The following is an 18042-nucleotide window of genomic DNA, read 5'->3' as shown; positions in this document are numbered from 1 at the left end:
TTAACAAAGGCTTATTGTCTGCGAAAGTTTCTGGTACATTAGCATCATCTTATACTAAGAAAGACCCGAACGAGGGAAGCTATGAAGCTTTACATTTATGACCACTGCCCTTTCTGTGCAAGAGTCTCCTACGTTGCTCAATCGCTAGGCTTGAACATTGAGCTTGTTTCTGTCGATTATGATGATGCCCAAACCCTTATCGATCTGATCGGTAAAAAGATGGTACCCGTCTTACAAAAAGACGATGGCTCTATTATGTCAGAGAGCCTAGATATCATCGCTTACTTCATGGACTTGAAATCAAGCGATGAGCAGCGTATGCCATCAGAGCAAGTGACAGTGTTCCAAACTCGCGCATTCCCTCTTACTCAACAGATTGGACGCCCACGTTGGTGGAACCTCGACTTGGCTGAATATCGCTCTGCTGGAGCTAAAGAAGCTTGGCGTGCCAGTAAAGAGACTGAAGGTTTTAACTTTGAAGAACTGTTAGAAAAGACGCCTCAGTTCGTTCAACTGATTAACCCATTACTGAAAGATGCCGAGCTATTACTGGATCTAGAGAATGGTGAGTCATCACTACCTCTAATCGATCAAGCGGTGTATTTCTCGATGCTTCGTGGCTTTTGCGTAGAACCAAGCATCAGCTGGCCACCAGCACTTGAACGCTGGTTAGAAAAGAAAAGTGAAACGCTAAAGCTGTCTTTGCTTCGCTAGAAAACTATCTCTGATAAAGAAAGCAAACTCTAATTAAGAAAGCAAGCTCTGATTCGCAAGCGACTACAACGAGCACAAACAAAAAATCGAAGCTCTCAGGTGTAAACTGCGAGCTTCGATTTTCTTTTATCTGGCCATTCTATTTCTCTAAGGCTTTGTCTTACAGCAGACGCCTTCTCAAACCTGTTCGCTCCAAGATTCGTGTCGAAATTTCTTCAACCGATAGTGAAGAGGTGTTGATATACGGCACAGCCTCTCTGCGGAACATCGCCTCCACCGTTTGCAATTCATACAAACATTGTGAGTCACTGGCGTATTCACTGCCTGCTAAGCGGTTCTCACGAATTTCAGTGAGCCTTTCTGCATCAATGGTTAAACCAAACAGCTTATGTCGGTAGATCTCAAACTCTGGCAACAGCTTTAAGCGTGCCAAGTCATCGTGGATAAATGGGTAGTTTGCTACGCGTAAGCCAAACTGCATCGCCATATACAAACTTGTTGGTGTTTTGCCACTTCGAGAAACACCCAACAAGATGATATCGGCTTCTTCCAGCCCTTTTAGCGTGATGCCATCATCATGCGCGAGCGTGTACTCAATCGCAGCAATACGGTCGAAATACTTCACCGAGTCCTTGTTTACACTGCGTGAGCGCTGCAACTTAGGAACAGGCGCCATCTGAATGTCATCCTGTACTTTCTGCACGATGCTCTCTAACACGTCATAACAGTGCGCGGGCGCTTCTAGCAATTTGGTTTTGATATCAGGTATCACAATCGAAAAGAACACTAGCGGTTCTAACCCGGTATCACGATACGAAATTTCAATCTCTTTTAATAAATCAGAAAGTTTGTCCTCACTTTCCACAAACGGAAAGGTTTTTTCATTGGCTTTGAAAGGGAATTGACCTAGAACAACATGCCCTAAAGTCTCACATGTTATGGCCGTTCCATCAGAAACATAGAATACATCACGACTTTGGATATCAATTTGCATTTTTTATTTAATGTTTAAAATTATTTTGAGTAGGATGGGAACCATAATATATATAACGAAACCCTGCTGACTATTACGTCCCCCACAGCTTTAAAAAATAATTTACATTTTTTTAAACTGATACGTAATCGTTTGCCTTTAAATCCCTACAATGCTTGCTATGTTTCTGGAGAAATAAATGCAAAATAATACCCTATGGTTCAATGGCCTATCCATGGAAGATGTCGACAAAGTCGGCGGTAAGAACGCCTCACTGGGCGAGATGGTTTCTAACCTGTCCAATGCTGGTGTTTCTGTACCTAATGGTTTTGCTACCACCTCTTATGCGTTTAACGACTTTCTTGATTACAAAGGTCTTGATGAGCGCATTCACCAACTACTTGATGAACTTGATGTTGAAGACGTTGACGCACTGCGTAAGACAGGTGCAACGATTCGACAATGGGTTCTAGATGCACCCTTCCCAGAATCACTAGAGCAAGACATCCGTGAGAACTACCGCGAGCTAATTGAAGACAACGAAGAATTGTCTGTAGCGGTTCGTTCATCGGCAACCGCAGAAGATCTTCCAGATGCTTCTTTCGCAGGCCAGCAAGAAACCTTCCTTAACGTGAAAGGCATAGATGCTGTACTCGAAGCAACTAAGCACGTTTACGCTTCACTCTTTAACGATCGCGCTATCTCTTACCGTGTACACCAAGGCTTTGACCACCGTGGCATTTCACTGTCTGCGGGTATCCAGCGCATGGTTCGTTCAGACAAAGCCTCTTCAGGTGTGATGTTTACGCTTGATACTGAGTCTGGCTTCGACCAAGTGGTATTCATCACCTCTTCTTGGGGCTTGGGTGAAATGGTTGTACAAGGTGCTGTGAACCCAGACGAGTTCTACGTTCACAAACCAATGTTAGAAGCGGGTCACTACCCAATCGTTAAAAAGACGTTTGGTTCTAAGTTGATCAAAATGATCTACTCGACCAATCAAGAGATCGGTAAGCAAGTAGATATCATCGACACCGACACTCAAGAGCGTAACGAGTTCTCACTCAACGATGAAGAGATCAAAGAGCTAGCAAAGCAAGCGATGATCATCGAGAAGCACTACCAACGTCCGATGGACATTGAGTGGGCGAAAGATGGCATCGACGGCAAGCTTTACATCGTTCAGGCTCGCCCAGAAACCGTATGTTCTCAAAGCGACCAAAACGTTATCGAGCGTTACGAGCTAAACAACAAGGCGGATGTCTTGGTTGAAGGTCGTGCTATCGGTCAACGCATCGGCTCAGGCCCAGTTCGCTTGGTTGATTCACTAGACCAAATGTCACTGGTTCAAGAAGGCGACGTATTGGTAACAGACATGACAGACCCAGATTGGGAACCTGTGATGAAGAAGGCGTCTGCGATTGTCACTAACCGTGGCGGCCGCACTTGTCACGCTGCAATCATCGCTCGTGAACTTGGCATCCCAGCGATTGTTGGTTGTGGTACCGCAACAAGCAGCCTAAACGATGGCGATACCGTGACAGTGTCATGTTCTGAAGGCGAAACAGGCTACGTTTACAACGGCGAACTCGACTTTGAAATCAAACGTTCTGAGGTTGATGAGCTACCAATGCTACCAACCAAAGTAATGATGAACGTGGGTAACCCAGATCGTGCCTTCGATTTCGCACAAATCCCGAACGAAGGTGTTGGCCTTGCTCGTCTAGAATTCATCATCAACAAGATGATCGGTATTCACCCTAAAGCACTGCTTAACTTCGATGCGCAAACGGATGAGCTAAAAGCGGAAATCAACGAACGTATTCGCGGCTACAAAGATCCAATCGATTTCTACGTAAGCAAATTAACAGAAGGCATCGCGACTATCGCCTCTGCATTCTGGCCTAAGCGTGTCATCGTACGTATGTCTGACTTTAAGTCGAACGAATACAGCAACCTAGTCGGCGGCAAAACGTTTGAACCACATGAAGAGAACCCAATGCTAGGCTTCCGTGGTGCATCTCGTTACATCTCACCAGTATTCGAAGACTGTTTCGAGCTAGAAACTCAAGCAATCAAACGTGTTCGTAACGAGATGGGTCTTAAGAACGTTGAAATCATGATTCCATTCGTTCGCACTCCAAGCGAAGCGGCATCGGTTATCGACATTCTGGCTAAGTTTGACCTACGCCGTGGCGACCAAGGCCTGAAAGTCATCATGATGTGTGAGCTACCATCGAACGCAATCTTGGCTGATGAGTTCTTGAAGTACTTCGATGGCTTCTCTATCGGTTCAAACGACATGACGCAACTGACACTTGGCCTCGACCGAGATTCAGGCGATGTGGCACACCTCTTCGATGAGCGTAACCCAGCCGTGAAAGCAATGCTGAAAATGGCGATCGATGCAGCAACCAAAGCGGGTAAATACGTCGGTATTTGTGGCCAAGGCCCATCAGACCATGATGACCTAGCAGAGTGGTTAATGGAGCAAGGCATCAGCTCTGTTTCACTAAACCCGGATACGGTTATCGATACGTGGTTGAAGCTAGGTAACGTTGCCAATAAATAAGTAAATAAGTAACGCTTCACGCGGTACCTAAACGACCAAAGCCAGTCACGTTGACTGGCTTTTTTAGGTTCTTTGCAAATTAGCTGGCTAAAGCGCTAGAAGTAGTATCTCACACCAACCCAAGCCTCGGTTTGCCAACCATTCGGCATTGACACACCTTTCACATCAACATCCGCTTTGGTAATGTCATAGCGCGTATTCAACCACCAAGTTCTTGTAGTGTTCATCGGCACATTTAACGATGTTTTAAATGAGAAGTTTTGCATGTCGATATCATCACCAGAAAGATCCTGCCACTCAGGGACTAAAGACACATAAGCGCCAGAGTCACCGAGATGCTTCGCGGTAATCAAACCAAGCGAGTATCCCGTTAAATCATCTTTAGATGAAGTGACGCCAGGGATCTCCATGCTACCTGTCATCAGCCCTGCTCTTGGAAACACAAGGAATCCACCGGTATAAGCTGGATTAATCGCAACAACACCGCCAACCGACAATAAGTCATTTTTAATACTGTTGCGCGTATTAATATAATCTAAAGAAAGACCCACTTTAGGCGTAGCTTTCGTCCCCGTTTCAAAGACATGGAAGTACTGGATTCTAGAGTTACTATACTCTGTACCGAATTTGTCTGGATCGCGAAGCGCTGTGTTGCTTTCATCGACAAACGTCCCTTCAGCCAGTAGGGCAAACTGTTGACCGTTTTCTAATCCGCCAGAAACTTGCCCTTGAAATTGGATATCTGAACTACCATTAAACACCAATGCAGCTTGAGTATAAACTTTAGTGACATCAGCAGGATCGATAACACGTTCGGAATCTGAATCGGCATGTGCAGGAAGGGCTAGACCTAAACTCAACGGGATTAATAGAGCAAACTTTTTCATTATATCTCTCGAAAGTCGTTTGCTTCCTCCTTGAAGCCTGGAACATCCTGTTAGGTAATAAATAGATTACTTGTCAGCAAGTAGTTTTGCTGCTGAACGCATTAGTGCAGGGCCTTTATTCTCACCAAAACCTGAGTGGTATGGGTTGGTTGAGAACATCACCCCCACAAAGTCACGTGCAGGATCGATGTAAATAAATTGGCCTAGGTTGCCACTTTTCGATATCGCACCATCGTTGAAGATAAAGTCGAATTGGTATGCGTTGTAGTCTGCTTTTTCGTTGTATGCGTGCAGTGAACTGCTCTCTTTGCTAGTACCTACGAATGCTTTTGGATCACCACCGTTGCGGATACGATCAATCACAGCTTGTGACACCACTGGCTCATCAGCCACCGCTTTCCAGCTAGGTGTAAATAGTGTTCCCCAGCGAGCCATGTCTTCTACCGTTGATGAAACCAAGCCAACCGCGATCGCCATGCCATCTGGCGTCAAGTTGAATTGCATTGGTTGACGTGCGTGCACTTTTGACCAAACACGATCTTCGAATACTTGAGTCCAAGTTTTGTTTTCAACGTTTTCAACTAACTTAGTCAGCACCATGGTGTTGATAGATGCGTAACGGAAATGGTCACCGGCTTTTTCACCTTCCAGTTTCTGTGCACCTTGAGCCACTTCCATCCAAGTTTCCATTTCACCCGTTTTTGCACGAGGAGAGTTGAACGATGCAGCAAAGAAACGCACCACATCAGAGTCTGGGTTCAAGATAGACTCTAATGTCTCTTCATTGTCTAGCGCGGTCGACATGTTCAGAACCTGGTGTACTGTGATGCCATCCCAGTTCGTTCCTTTCAATTCAGAAACATACTCAGCGATCTCTTTTTCAGGGTCGACTTTGCCCTCTTCCGCTAACATCGCAATCACTGTGCCAACCGTCGTTTTTGCTGTAGATGCCCAAACGTGCGTATCTGTCGGCTTCATACCTGGGTAAGCTTCGTAAACGATCTCCCCTTTGTGAATTAACATAAAGCCTTGGGTACGGAACTGTTCATCCGCCAAGTACTCATCCATTGTCAACTGACCTTTGCTTTCAGTATCAACCTTGAGTGCAGCGAGTCGTGGGTCGATATTTTTGACTAATGGCTTGTACTCTTCGTTTGGAGCCGCCAGTGCCGTTGGTAGAAACTCACTCATGTACATGTTGTAGTAAACGCTGTGGTCGCCGCCCATTTGCCAATGAAAGTTATTGAATAACTCACGAGCTGAGTCAGTAAAACTTGGGGTAAATGCTGTGCTCGCCTCTTTCACGGTCAAGGTAACTTGAGCGCCTTCAACTTTCAGAGCTTCTTCAACTGGGTTTGCTGCAAGAGCAAATGATGATGCGGTCGCTAACGATACTAGAACGGCAATGTGTTTAAGTTTCATAATTGTTCTCCTGTTTGGGTTAGGAGAAGTATAGGGAGATGCGCTACACTTAATTAGGTCACTTGGTGACATTTAATGGTAGGCACAAAACAGTGAAAGCATCATCGAACACCACCAGCATACTGCTCACTTCGACCAGTAACATTGCTCCATATATTCAGTATTGTGACAAACATAGACTGGATTGGCGCACCGTCGCCGTTGCGTGCGGTCTACCCTTTGAACTGACACAATCCAATCAATGGCTTCCTACACAAGACGTGATTCGCTTCATTCATGGCCTTGAGCGTAAGTTTGGCTATTCGATAGGAATTGAGGTTGGACGTAAGGCCTCTCTAGAGCAATTGTCACCTGAGCTAGACCGAAAAATTGAACAATGCACTTCACTCGAGCAAGCGGTACGCTGCTTGATTACTGAGATATCGACCTTAAGTAATCACGTCACCATATGGACGGAAAAAAACGATGGATTGTGGTGGCTGTGTCATCGAAGTTGCTATCACCCATCGACTTCAGGTTTTGAACAAGCAGAATGGTTTCGCGCCCTGACGGTGATTAGCCTATGCCGTAAGTTCATTGACAGTCGCTGGCAACCATCACACGCCAAGTTGGTCTCTAAGCACAACAGCGCACGTAAATTACCTAAGCATTTCTTTGATTCTGATATTCAGTTTGAAGAGCAATACGGTGCGTTCTCGATTCCGCTGCCCGATGATTATCGTGCCATTTCAGAACGAAATAGTACCCAAGATTGGCATCACGCTGTCGAGATATTAATAGACACCTATGCGACTCTACCTTGGTTCAATATTGAGTGGTTTGCGACCATGCTCGGCATGACAAAACGAACGCTGCAGAGAAACCTGAAGAGCAAAAACATTCTCTTTAAAGAAGCCAAAGAACAAGTTCGGGAAGCTAAAGCAAAACAGCTACTTGAAGAGACCAACCTTTCTGTTCAAGACATCAGTTGGCAAGTGGGTTACAGCGACTTGAGTAATTTCAATCGCGCATTCAAAGGTTGGGTGGGACAAACAGCCCCTGACTATCGACGCCAGAACCAGAGCTCAGCAACAAAAAATCCGACCTAATGGCCGGACCAATTATGAACACATAAAGCAAGTGACACCGACGGCGTTAATCAAGCAACGCTCGCGCATTATCGCCTTGCTCATAGATGCAAAGGCTAACACTGGATAGGATTTTGATATCCTCTAAAGTCACAAGCAACGAATTGATGCCATTGGAGAGGTTTTGATTTAAACGGTTAACGATGAGTTGCACCTTAGCAATGTCCTCCTTTGCTTTTGGGACGCGAGTGTTCATAAAGTTAAACCACTTTTCATTCATATTACGAGACACTTTGGCGAGTACCTCTGTATTGGTAATTGTGAACGGCTTATCCAATGTCCCACCATCACGCAGAATATCGTAAATAATGTGGCCGTTCTTTTTCGCCACCATCATATTTTTGGTATTAAGTTGCAGTTCACCAATGTGTCCGTTTTCCATCTCTAGGAAGAATTTAATATCTTTGTATCCGGCATCCGTCGCACCACAGTTATATTTGGCTTTTACACCTTTACTGGTGCCATAACGATCTTTCATCGCCGATTGGTGGTGCTTGAGCTTGTCGAACTCTGTTGACAGAGCGATGATGGACTTAGCAGCAACCATATCTTGCATAGTTTCAAAAACGATCGTCATTCGGGCCGCATCTTTTAGATCGCCGATATCATAATGACGTTTACGATTGGTAATTTTATCTAACGCACCATGAAAATCTTTAACCCCTAAGTAAGCACCCGGTGGTTGTTTCAACGTGCCATTACAGACAGAAGCAACTTTAACGGCGTATTCTTTTAGAGCTTCCTGTGCTTCAACCGTCTCCATAAACATCATGAAAAGCTGCTTTTTCTTAAGCGTGGCATTTGCAACCTGATTTCGAGAACCAGCATCTAAATTCCCACTGGCAAGCTTTTGGCTCGTTGCGTCATCCAAGTAATCATTAATTTTCTCTTTCTGAGTCATGATGTCTAATATCACTTGGTCTTGTTGCTTGTTCGCAGCATTTAAGTAGTCAAAGTTTTCTATCTTCTGTCTCAACGCCTGCAGCCTTTGGTTGTAGTCTTCAACATTAACTAAACGGAAACCTTGAGACATGATTCCTTGCTGGTTTATCTTCGCCAATACCTTTGCTTTGTTTTTTCTTACTTGATCTGCGGTGATCTGGATGACTTCTGTCCCTGACATATTTAGTTCCCTCTCAAATATGAGTTAGTTAAACGCAACTCCTGTGCTTATTAAACGATACTAGTTTATAGATACTGGAATTACATTAAGCAACAATGATAAGCCTATAAAATAAATGAGGTTTGAGATACGGTTCTATAAATTAGCTCACTAAAACCTTGCCGTACAAGTTAGTTATTTAACCGATCAACTCGAACACGAAATCTTCGCGCCCCATAGATCTCCTGTCATTTATTGGTATCCTACGGGCCTTACGTTATCCTTAACGCAAATCTTCATTGAGAGGTTCATCAATAAAGTGAATCGACCTTCAAGAATAATAAGAGTGCTATGAATTCTACGACCGCAACTCCCTCGCCTTCTCTTGGCCGACAACTCTATACAATGACATGGCCAATGCTGTTTGGGGTGCTCTCCCTGATGAGCTTCCAACTTGTAGACAGTGCTTTTATTGGCCAGTTAGGCGTACTGCCGCTCGCGGTTCAAGGTTTCACGCTACCAATTCAGATGATCATTATCGGGATTCAGGTCGGGCTAGGCATCGCGACAACGGCTGTGATTGCGAGAGCGATTGGCGCCAACGAGATACGCTACGCCAAACAGCTCGGCGGATTAGTGGTTGCGATGGGCAGCGTGAGTGTCGCGCTGTTCTCCGTCATCATCTACCTACTTCGTGGTCCTATTTTACAACTCCTCGATGCACCACCAACGGTACTGCCGATCATTGATTCTTACTGGATCTATTGGCTGGTAAGCTCTTGGACAGGTGCACTGCTCTACTTTTTCTACAGCGTGTGTCGTGCCAATGGTAATACCATGCTGCCCGGTTCGATGATGATCGCGACCAGTATCATCAACTTGATATTGGACCCGATTTTCATCTTCACGCTCGACATGGGCATCAACGGAGCCGCGATTGCGACCATCTTGGCGTTCGGTGCGGGTATCTTTATCGTTGCTCCGAAGGTGACTAAGAAGCATTGGATGACATTCGACTGGCACGATCTTGATATCGGCAAAAGTGTTCGCTCTATTGGAAACATCATGGGGCCTGCGATGATCAGTCAACTGCTGCCACCAGTCTCTTCGATGCTCGCCACCAAACTGCTTGCTGGCTACGGTACTGCAGCCGTTGCGGCTTGGGCGCTAGGTTCACGTTTTGAATTCTTTTCGATTGTTGCAGTGCTTGCTCTTACTATGTCAATGCCACCTATGATTGGCCGAATGTTGGGAGAAAAGAACCTAGAAAACATACGCAAGCTCGTCAAGATTGCCGTGACGTTCGTATTAGGGTTCCAATTGGTGATCGCACTAGTAACTTGGGTGTTCTCTGGCGGGTTGGCAAACCTCATGACTAGCGAAGACGAAGTCTCGACCATTTTGAACTACCACCTATTGATCGTTCCTATTAGCTTAGGACCACTGGGTATCTGTATGCTGATGGTTTCTATCTCTAACGCTTTAGGCAAGTCTTATACTGCCTTGACGATATCAGCACTGCGCCTGTTTGCTTTCTTCTTACCTTGTTTATGGGTTGGTTCGCAGCTTGCTGGCATTGAAGGCCTATTCTGGGGTGCCATGGTCGGTAATGTACTTGCCGGCACTTGTGCATGGTTTATGTACCAACGCGCACTTGGGCAAGTCGAAGCTAAGCTAGCCAAATAGGTAATTGAACAGGTAGAGCGTTACGAACTAAAAAGCAGCCACTTAGGCTGCTTTTTCGTTTTAAGATTTAAAGGATATCGAGTTTAAACTTGCTCAAAGTGACTCAAAAACTCGCCGCAGTCTTTTTGGAAAAGGGGCAAAGCCTCAGCGAGCTTTTCATCATTCCAATGCCACCATTCAAGGCTTTCTAGCCGCTCGGCATAGCTAGGGTCGTCAAACCGAGGACGTAGCACTTTGGCAGGGTTACCAACCACAATCGAGTATGGTGGTACGTCTTTGGTCACCACGCTACCCGCGCCAACGATAGAACCATTGCCAATCGTAATACCCGGCAGCACAATCACGCCGTGACCAATCCACACATCATGTCCAACCTGTACTTTGTCTTCCTCACGCCACGAGAACACCTCATCGTCCAAGGAAGTAGGATCTTCACCTAGTTGATACTTGCCCGGGCGATAAGTGAAATGATGCAACGTTGGACGCCACCATGGGTGATTGCTCGGGTTCAGGCGAACCGCCGCAGCGATGGATGTGAATTTACCAATCTCGGTAAACATCAAATTACAGTCATTTTGTATGTAGCTGTAGTCTCCGACTTTCACGTTATTTAGCACGCAACGGTCAGCGATTTCAGTCCAGCGCCCAAGTTCAACGTTGTGTAACTTACTGCTTTCAGCAACGCTAGGTTCACTGTTTAAGGTAGGGGAAAGTGGTTGGCTCATAGGGTTATCTCCTCGCCATCGTTGAGAATGCGCAGTCGCTCTGCAAAGGCTTGTGGATGTTGCTCAGCCCAGCCAAGCATGTGGTGGCTGACGTGAATCAAGCCCAGATTTGTGGGGCGACAGGTTTCATCGATGTCTAAAATATGGTGGAAGTCGTTGTGGTTTAGGCTGGCTCGAGCTTGAGGGTCTTCAATTGGCGGGTAATTACAATCGGTAATTAACCAATCAACGGGGAACTCTTTCAGCCAACGCTCGGTTTGCTTTGGCAGCCCTACCGTGTCGGTTAAATAAGCCAAGCGCTTGCCTTCGAATTCAAAGCAATAACCAAGACATAGTTTAGAGTGATTGAGTGGCAGAGGCGTGATGGTGATTCCCTGCCAATCAAACGACTTAAATGCTTGTGCTCGTAGGGAAAAGTCCAAGATACCTGGGTGTTTATAAAGATCGTCGCAGCCAAGCGGGTCATCCGGTGAAATCACCGAGATCTTATCGCCAGCGCCCCAGCGAAGATCAAACAAACTATGGACATGATCCATGTGGTAATGAGTCAATAAGATCTTGTCTATCGAGCCCGCAGGGAAACGGCGCATGAGATCAGGAGCATTGGCATCCAGTAGTAAAAACTTACCATTATGTTCAAGGTAAGCCGATGACTTTTCACGCCTCAAGTTTGGGTCTTCCAGAGCAGCACCACACACCGAACAATCACACCCATAAACCGGTACCATCGCACTGTTGGCTGTGCCTAACATGGTTAGCTTCATGCGACACCACCTATGGGTTCTGCGAACCTTTCAGCTTGTTCTTTTAAACGGGCAAACTGCGCAATGCTTTGTTCAAGGGTACCGCTATTATCAATACACAGCGTATTATTGAGAGCCGATGAGCCTGATGCTGAATCGATACAATAGTCTGCCGCCCGCTGTAGGCGAAGGGCTATCTGCGCTTCACTCTCTCGTCCACGAGCTCGCAAGCGTGCTTCTAACACCTCGGAGTTGACGCTCACCACAACAGGGACTAATCGTTCGCCAAACAGCTCTCTTGCCGCATCCAAATAGGCTCGTGAGCCATTAACCACGACACTCAAACCGGCATCCATCCATTGATACACTTCTTGGCCAATGCCGTAACTCATGCCGTGCGCTTGCCAACTCATCGCGAACATGTTGCGTGAATAGCGAATGAAGAATTCATCATCACTGAGCTCTACGTGGTTTTCGCCACCAGCATCGGCCGCACGTGTGATGTAGCGATGAGCGACCACTAAGTCTTCAACAAACGGCTCTCGTAGCGCTGAGATAATTGAATCTTTACCAGCTCCAGAAGGACCAATTACGTAATAAAGCTGACCCGGTTTGTCAGCTTTAGGGGCAGCGTTCACCACCCCATTCACATCAAATGAGTGACCTTTAGACATGGATTAGAATACCTTCTTGCCTTCACGCCACACACGAGATACTAGCTGGTGATCATCCAAACGATGCGCTAATACCAGATCAGCACGCTTACCTTCCGCGATGACACCACGGTCAGTTAGGCCAAGAGCTTGTGCAGGATTCAATGTCGCCAATTGCACCGCTTGTGCTACATCTAGGTTATTGCGCTCATCATTCACTAGCGTAAATACCGCGTCTAACAAGCTCACTGGGTAATAATCGGAAGACAAAATATCCAACACGCCCAAAGACGCCAACTCATGCGCTGCGACGTTACCCGAATGCGAACCACCACGAATTACGTTTGGCGCACCCATCATTACCTTCAAGCCCAATTCGTGAGAGCGCTTTGCCGCTTCAACTGTGGTTGGGAACTCTGCGATGACCATGCCCAACTCTTTAGATTCCGTCACATGCGCGCTAGTTGCATCGTCATGACTTGCGGTTGGAATGTTCAAATCACGGCACTGACGGGTGATCTCATCACGATTCTGTTTCGACCAACGCTGTGATTGAGCAACCTGGTCTTTTTCGTAGACCGCCATTTCAGCATCCGTCATGTTGTACTTGCCCTGATAGTAAGTACGGTACTTATCAATGTTCACAAATTGACGCTGACCCGGCGCGTGATCCATCAAAGACACCAACTGGACTTCTGGCATATTCACGTAACGCTCAAACAAACCAACAGTCGTCGAGTGCGGCACTTCACAGCGCAAGTGGATGCGGTGCTCGGCACGGGTTAGACCACGCTTCTGGCTCTCGGCTACGGTATTAATAAACTGATCGAGATTCTCTTGGCGATTGCCATCTCGGTAGTCACCCAAAGCAACCGCATCAAGCACCGTGGTGATGCCCGAACCAATCAACTGAGTATCATGCGCGCTCATTGCCGAAAGCGGTGGCCAGTTTACCTTTGGTCTTGGCGTGAAGTACTTCTCTAGATTGTCGGTATGCAGCTCAATTAAACCCGGCATCAAGAAGCCATTCTCACCATCAAAGGCACCCGGAAGCTGGCTAGTAGAGTCAGACATGTTGGCAATCACGCCGTCTCGCAGCTCAACAGAGCCACGCACTACTTCATTTTCAAGCACCAGATTTACGTTGGTAATAATCATTTGCGTCAGCTCCCTTTACGCACACGCTGTGGTGAGTTGTTTTGGTGAAATGTCTTTTTGTAGCTTCACGTCATACAGGCGGTCAGCGACCAAATCTCGCGTTGCTTCATCATGGAAGATACCGATGATTGCAGCGCCATCCGCTTTGGCTTCTTCAATCAAACTCACAACCACTGCGCTGTTGGTCGCATCAAGCGAAGCCGTTGGCTCATCAAGCAGTAGGATTGGGTAATCAACAATAAAACCACGTGCGATGTTTACACGTTGCTGTTCACCGCCTGAGAAGGTTGCAGGCGCTAAGTGCCACAAATGCTCAGGTACGTTTAAGCGAGTCAGCAGTAACTTAGCTCTCTCTTGTGCTTCTTGCGCGCAGCCACCCATTTCCAACATAGGTTGCATCACCACTTCCAGTGCACTGATACGTGGAATCACACGTAAGAACTGACTCACCCAACCTATGGTGTGCTTGCGCACGTTGATGATTTCTCTTGGGGTTGCCTTCGCAAGGTCGAGCGTACTGCCTTGGTGTACAACGTTAATTGAGCCAGAGTCCACTAGGTAGTTGGCATAAAGCGCACGTAACAGAGTTGATTTACCAGAACCTGAGTGACCGTGCAGAACCACACATTCACCACTGTCTACTGAGAAGTTCGCACCAGTGAGAACTGGCAGTTCAACACCATTTTGATTGTGCAGCACAAAGGTTTTGCTGACGTTGTTTACGGTTAATTTGGTATTCATGTCATCGTCCTTAATTCTGCAATACAGAAGAAACTAGCAGTTGTGTGTATGGATGTTGAGGATCATCAAGCACTTGATCAGTAAGGCCGCTTTCTACTACTTCACTGCGGCGCATCACCATGAGTCGATGGGCAAGCAAGCGAGCCACAGCAAGATCGTGGGTTACGATCACCACGGCCAGTTCAAGCTCTGTGACCAAACGGCGAAGAAGATCGAGCAACTTAGCCTGTACCGACACATCCAAACCGCCAGTTGGCTCATCCATAAAGATCAACTTCGGATGAGTCACAAGGTTGCGAGCAATCTGTAATCGCTGCTGCATGCCGCCAGAGAAAGTCGTCGGCATGTCGTCCATTCGATCTGTTGGGATCTCAACATCACCGAGCCATTTCGCGGATTTCTCACGAATTTCGCCATAGTTACGTTCGCCCACTGCCATTAGGCGCTCACCAATGTTGCCGCCCGCCGATACTCGGCCACGTAAGCCATCCATTGGGTGTTGGTGCACCACGCCCCACTCTGTGCGAAGCAAGTGACGACGTTGGCTTTCTGCCATTTGGTATAAATCTTCCAGTTGTGAGATTTGCTTATCCGCGTCACCACGCAAGTAAATCACTTCACCGCTGTCTGGTGTTTGACGACCTGAAAGCGACTTCAATAAGGTACTTTTACCCGAACCCGACTCACCCACAATACCCAACACTTCACCGGGGAAAAGGTCAAAAGATACGTTCTGAAAGCCCTTACCCGGCGCATAAAGCTTGGTGAGATTAGAGACAGACAATAGAGGCTGCTCTGACTGGTTCCATTCGTGTTTCATGTTCGTCACAGCGTTCATGCGTTGTTCTCCTGTTGTTCGCGACAGTAATCCGTGTCTGAACACACGAACATATGTGAGCCTTGGTCATCCATAACGACTTCATCAAGGAAGGTATCCGTTGAACCACAAATCGCACATGGCTCGTCCCATTGTTGAATCTCAAATGGGTGATCTTCAAAATCTAGACTTTGAACCTTGGTGTAAGGGGGAACGGCGTAAATACGCTTTTCACGACCCGCGCCAAACAATTGCAATGCGGCCATATTGTCCATTTTTGGATTATCGAATTTAGGAATTGGCGATGGATCCATGATGTAGCGATCGTTTACTCGCACTGGGTAAGCGTAAGCTGTTGAGATGTGGCCAAAACGAGCGATGTCTTCATACAGTTTGACGTGCATGATTCCGTACTCTTGCAGTGCATGCATTTTACGAGTCTCAGTTTCACGAGGCTCAATAAAGCGCAGCGGCTCTGGGATCGGCACCTGATACACCAAGATCTGATCTTCTTGAAGATCAACTTCAGGGATACGGTGACGAGTCTGAATAATGCTCGCTTCCGTCGTTTTTTCAGTCGTATTTGCACTGGCGATGGACTTGAAGAACTCACGAATCGACACGGCGTTTGTTGTGTCATCTGCACCTTGGTCGATCACTTTTAGTGTGTCAGGTTGGCCGATTATTGCAGCGGTGATCTGCACACCACCCGTTCCCCAACCGTAAGGCATTGGCATTTCGCGACCACCAAATGGCACTTGATAACCTGGAATGGAAACCGCTTTAAGCAAAGCACGACGAATCATGCGCTTGGTTTGCTCATCAAGGTAGCCGTAGTTGTAACCCGTCGCACCTACTGGGCTCTGAGATGCTGTTTCTTCAGCATTGAATGTCGCTGAAGCGTTACCTACCGGTGCATTAAGCGTTGCTGTGTTCATGACTGACCTCCTTGTACGCCATTACCTTGTTCGTCATTACCTGGCTGAGCCATCAATTCATCGTGCTCTTTGTGCATTTTTCTCAGCAGTTCCAGTTCTGCTTGGAAATCGACGTAGTGAGGAAGTTTAAGGTGAGAGACAAAGCCTGCGGCTTCTACGTTGTCTGAGTGAGAAAGCACAAACTCTTCATCTTGAGCTGGGCCATCCACGGGCTCATCGTATTCTGCGGCTTGCAAAGAACGGTCAACCAATGCCATCGACATTGCTTTACGCTCAGTCGCACCAAATGTTAAGCCGTAGCCGCGAGTCAACTTAGCTTTGTTCTGTTTATTACCAACAAAGCCATTGATCATCTGACACTCTGTCAGCTCTATTTCACCAATGTCGATGCTAAAACCTAGCTCTTCAGGTTCAATCGATAACGTTGAGAAACCGGTACGAATCTCGCCTGCGAATGGGTGATTACGACCATAACCACGTTGGGTTGAGTAGCTCAGTGCCAATAAGAAACCTTCATCGCCGCGCACCAAGTTTTGTAGGCGTGCACTGCGGTTACATGGGTAGTTCACTGGATTCATGGTGATGTCTTCTGGTACTTGTTGGTCATCTTCTTCGGTCAACATCATGTCGAGGTTTTCAAGAATGCCTAGCACCTGAGGGCAAGGTTCAGAGTCAGTCACATCTTGCGTGGGGATCTGCGGTGTTTCACCTTCGGCAAGTAGGCTGAAATCCAATAAGCGGTGCGTGTAATCGTAGGTTGGGCCTAAGATCTGACCGCCCGGTAAATCTTTATAGGTTGCTGAAATACGACGTTCAATTCGCATTGTATTGGTATCAACGGGTTGCGCAGTGATCAGGCGAGGTAACGTGGTGCGATAAGCTCGCAACAGGAAGATAGCTTCAACCAAATCGCCCGCGGCTTGTTTGATGGCTAATGCCGCGAGTTGTTTGTCATAAATTCCGCCTTCCGTCATCACTCGGTCTACCGAACCTGACAGCTGCTCTTGAATCTGTTCAACGCTTAATTCTGGTAATTCAGGATTACCGCGACGCTTCTTCGCTTGCAGTTGGTGCGCCAGACTAATGGCCTTTTCTCCACCCTTTACAGCAACGTACATGTTGTCGCCTCCACTTTAGTTGTACGAGGCAAACACAGCACTTGCTGGTTCGCCACAAAGATAAAGTCGACACCTAATGGGAACTTCACCAATGATTGACGTTCTTTAAGGTGAGCAATAAAACCCGCCGACAATCCTCTAAAAAACGCAGCTTGTTCACTTTGAATACCCGGGCCACTCAGAGACAGCTCAGTTCCAGACGTTAAGCTATCAACCTCTATCACAACTGTTGTTGAGGTATCTGGGTACTCTTCGTTACCGAGATTGAATGTCAGTTCTGACCAATCAACATCATCTAGATCTTGGGCTGAAATCGCAGCAAAGCTCGCTTGTTGAGTCTGTGCGACAATCGGTGCGCCAATGTGAAACTTGATGTTTTCAGTGACCGCGTGATCAGCTTTTAATGTCGAAGATAGCCAGATCGGCGTTGCATTGTCAGCCATGGAAAGTAGCGTTTGAGCGGTTGCACTCATCATCGAACCAAAGCCTTCGCAACGATTTAGTGTTACGACGGTACCGGGTTCAGACATCGCCTTGAGCAGCAATCGAAAGCACTGCTGACTGTCATGAACTGCATCTTGAAATGCAGGAGAAATCATACTCATTGAATTCGTTCTAACCTGTTTAATTCGTTAATCTTATTCTTGAATGACATGTAGTTCTTTT

General features: G+C 46.7%; 17 protein-coding genes. 4 read left to right on the top strand and 13 right to left on the bottom strand.

The features are described 5' to 3' along the window. Positions 1 to 81 precede the first annotated feature (81 nt). Positions 82 to 714 carry a glutaredoxin 2 gene (gene grxB / locus MSG35_RS11175; RefSeq protein WP_248383931.1) on the top strand — a complete coding sequence of 211 codons (633 nt, stop codon included), beginning with the start codon at positions 82 to 84 and terminating at the stop codon, positions 712 to 714. A gap of 160 nt (positions 715 to 874) precedes the next feature. Here grxB and MSG35_RS11170 read toward each other — a convergent pair whose 3' ends face one another. Further along, positions 875 to 1708 (bottom strand): pyruvate, water dikinase regulatory protein, encoded by an 834-nt coding sequence (locus tag MSG35_RS11170; protein WP_048612835.1) that lies wholly within the window; start codon positions 1706 to 1708, stop codon positions 875 to 877. Between the two features lie 178 nt (positions 1709 to 1886). Between MSG35_RS11170 and ppsA the strand changes: the two genes are divergently transcribed. Further along, positions 1887 to 4259 (top strand): phosphoenolpyruvate synthase, encoded by a 2373-nt coding sequence (ppsA, locus tag MSG35_RS11165; RefSeq protein ID WP_048609039.1) that lies wholly within the window; start codon positions 1887 to 1889, stop codon positions 4257 to 4259. 95 nt (positions 4260 to 4354) lie between these two features. Here the strand turns inward: ppsA and MSG35_RS11160 are convergent, their stop codons facing one another. After that, on the bottom strand, positions 4355 to 5146 hold the full coding sequence (locus MSG35_RS11160) for a hypothetical protein (protein WP_248383930.1): 792 nt from the start codon (positions 5144 to 5146) through the stop codon (positions 4355 to 4357). A 66-nt stretch (positions 5147 to 5212) separates the two neighbouring features. Beyond that, a complete protein-coding gene (locus tag MSG35_RS11155) occupies positions 5213 to 6568 on the bottom strand; it encodes a serine hydrolase domain-containing protein (protein WP_248383929.1) in 1356 nt (451 codons plus the stop codon). A 92-nt stretch (positions 6569 to 6660) separates the two neighbouring features. Here MSG35_RS11155 and MSG35_RS11150 point away from each other — a divergent pair, with 92 nt between their 5' ends. Beyond that, positions 6661 to 7656 carry an AraC family transcriptional regulator gene (locus MSG35_RS11150; protein ID WP_052879142.1) on the top strand — a complete coding sequence of 332 codons (996 nt, stop codon included), beginning with the start codon at positions 6661 to 6663 and terminating at the stop codon, positions 7654 to 7656. 46 nt (positions 7657 to 7702) lie between these two features. Here the strand turns inward: MSG35_RS11150 and MSG35_RS11145 are convergent, their stop codons facing one another. Beyond that, on the bottom strand, positions 7703 to 8818 hold the full coding sequence (locus tag MSG35_RS11145; RefSeq protein WP_052879141.1) for a hypothetical protein: 1116 nt from the start codon (positions 8816 to 8818) through the stop codon (positions 7703 to 7705). A gap of 330 nt (positions 8819 to 9148) precedes the next feature. Between MSG35_RS11145 and MSG35_RS11140 the strand changes: the two genes are divergently transcribed. Further along, positions 9149 to 10483 carry an MATE family efflux transporter gene (locus tag MSG35_RS11140; protein WP_048609046.1) on the top strand — a complete coding sequence of 445 codons (1335 nt, stop codon included), beginning with the start codon at positions 9149 to 9151 and terminating at the stop codon, positions 10481 to 10483. 83 nt (positions 10484 to 10566) lie between these two features. Here MSG35_RS11140 and MSG35_RS11135 read toward each other — a convergent pair whose 3' ends face one another. The 9 genes from MSG35_RS11135 to phnH are packed head-to-tail and all read right to left on the bottom strand — an operon-like array spanning position 10567 to position 17981. Further along, a complete protein-coding gene (locus MSG35_RS11135) occupies positions 10567 to 11208 on the bottom strand; it encodes a DapH/DapD/GlmU-related protein (protein ID WP_248383928.1) in 642 nt (213 codons plus the stop codon). Further along, positions 11205 to 11972, bottom strand: a complete 768-nt coding sequence (gene phnP / locus MSG35_RS11130; RefSeq protein WP_248383927.1) for a phosphonate metabolism protein PhnP — start codon at positions 11970 to 11972, stop codon at positions 11205 to 11207. The genes MSG35_RS11135 and phnP overlap by 4 nt, the downstream gene beginning before the upstream one ends. After that, a complete protein-coding gene (gene phnN, locus MSG35_RS11125) occupies positions 11969 to 12625 on the bottom strand; it encodes a ribose 1,5-bisphosphokinase (protein WP_248383926.1) in 657 nt (218 codons plus the stop codon). Before phnN ends, phnP begins: the two co-directional genes overlap by 4 nt. A 3-nt stretch (positions 12626 to 12628) precedes the next feature. Next, the gene (gene phnM, locus MSG35_RS11120) at positions 12629 to 13762 is read right to left on the bottom strand and encodes an alpha-D-ribose 1-methylphosphonate 5-triphosphate diphosphatase (RefSeq protein WP_048609049.1); all 1134 of its coding nucleotides are present in this window, start codon (positions 13760 to 13762) and stop codon (positions 12629 to 12631) included. Between the two features lie 15 nt (positions 13763 to 13777). Further along, positions 13778 to 14503 carry a phosphonate C-P lyase system protein PhnL gene (gene phnL / locus MSG35_RS11115; protein ID WP_052879137.1) on the bottom strand — a complete coding sequence of 242 codons (726 nt, stop codon included), beginning with the start codon at positions 14501 to 14503 and terminating at the stop codon, positions 13778 to 13780. A gap of 10 nt (positions 14504 to 14513) precedes the next feature. Continuing rightward, positions 14514 to 15341, bottom strand: a complete 828-nt coding sequence (phnK, locus tag MSG35_RS11110) for a phosphonate C-P lyase system protein PhnK (RefSeq protein ID WP_017066704.1) — start codon at positions 15339 to 15341, stop codon at positions 14514 to 14516. Further along, positions 15338 to 16258 carry an alpha-D-ribose 1-methylphosphonate 5-phosphate C-P-lyase PhnJ gene (locus MSG35_RS11105; protein WP_048612809.1) on the bottom strand — a complete coding sequence of 307 codons (921 nt, stop codon included), beginning with the start codon at positions 16256 to 16258 and terminating at the stop codon, positions 15338 to 15340. Before MSG35_RS11105 ends, phnK begins: the two co-directional genes overlap by 4 nt. Beyond that, entirely contained in the window at positions 16255 to 17376 is a 1122-nt protein-coding gene (locus tag MSG35_RS11100) for a carbon-phosphorus lyase complex subunit PhnI (protein WP_061038551.1), read from the bottom strand. The genes MSG35_RS11105 and MSG35_RS11100 overlap by 4 nt, the downstream gene beginning before the upstream one ends. Then, positions 17361 to 17981, bottom strand: a complete 621-nt coding sequence (gene phnH, locus MSG35_RS11095) for a phosphonate C-P lyase system protein PhnH (protein WP_248383925.1) — start codon at positions 17979 to 17981, stop codon at positions 17361 to 17363. The genes MSG35_RS11100 and phnH overlap by 16 nt, the downstream gene beginning before the upstream one ends. Between the last annotated feature and the right edge of the window lie 61 nt (positions 17982 to 18042).

This window comes from Vibrio sp. 1CM23M, assembly GCF_023161755.1.
Lineage (GTDB): Bacteria > Pseudomonadota > Gammaproteobacteria > Enterobacterales > Vibrionaceae > Vibrio > Vibrio coralliirubri.
This window is presented reverse-complemented; position numbering and strand designations above follow the sequence as displayed.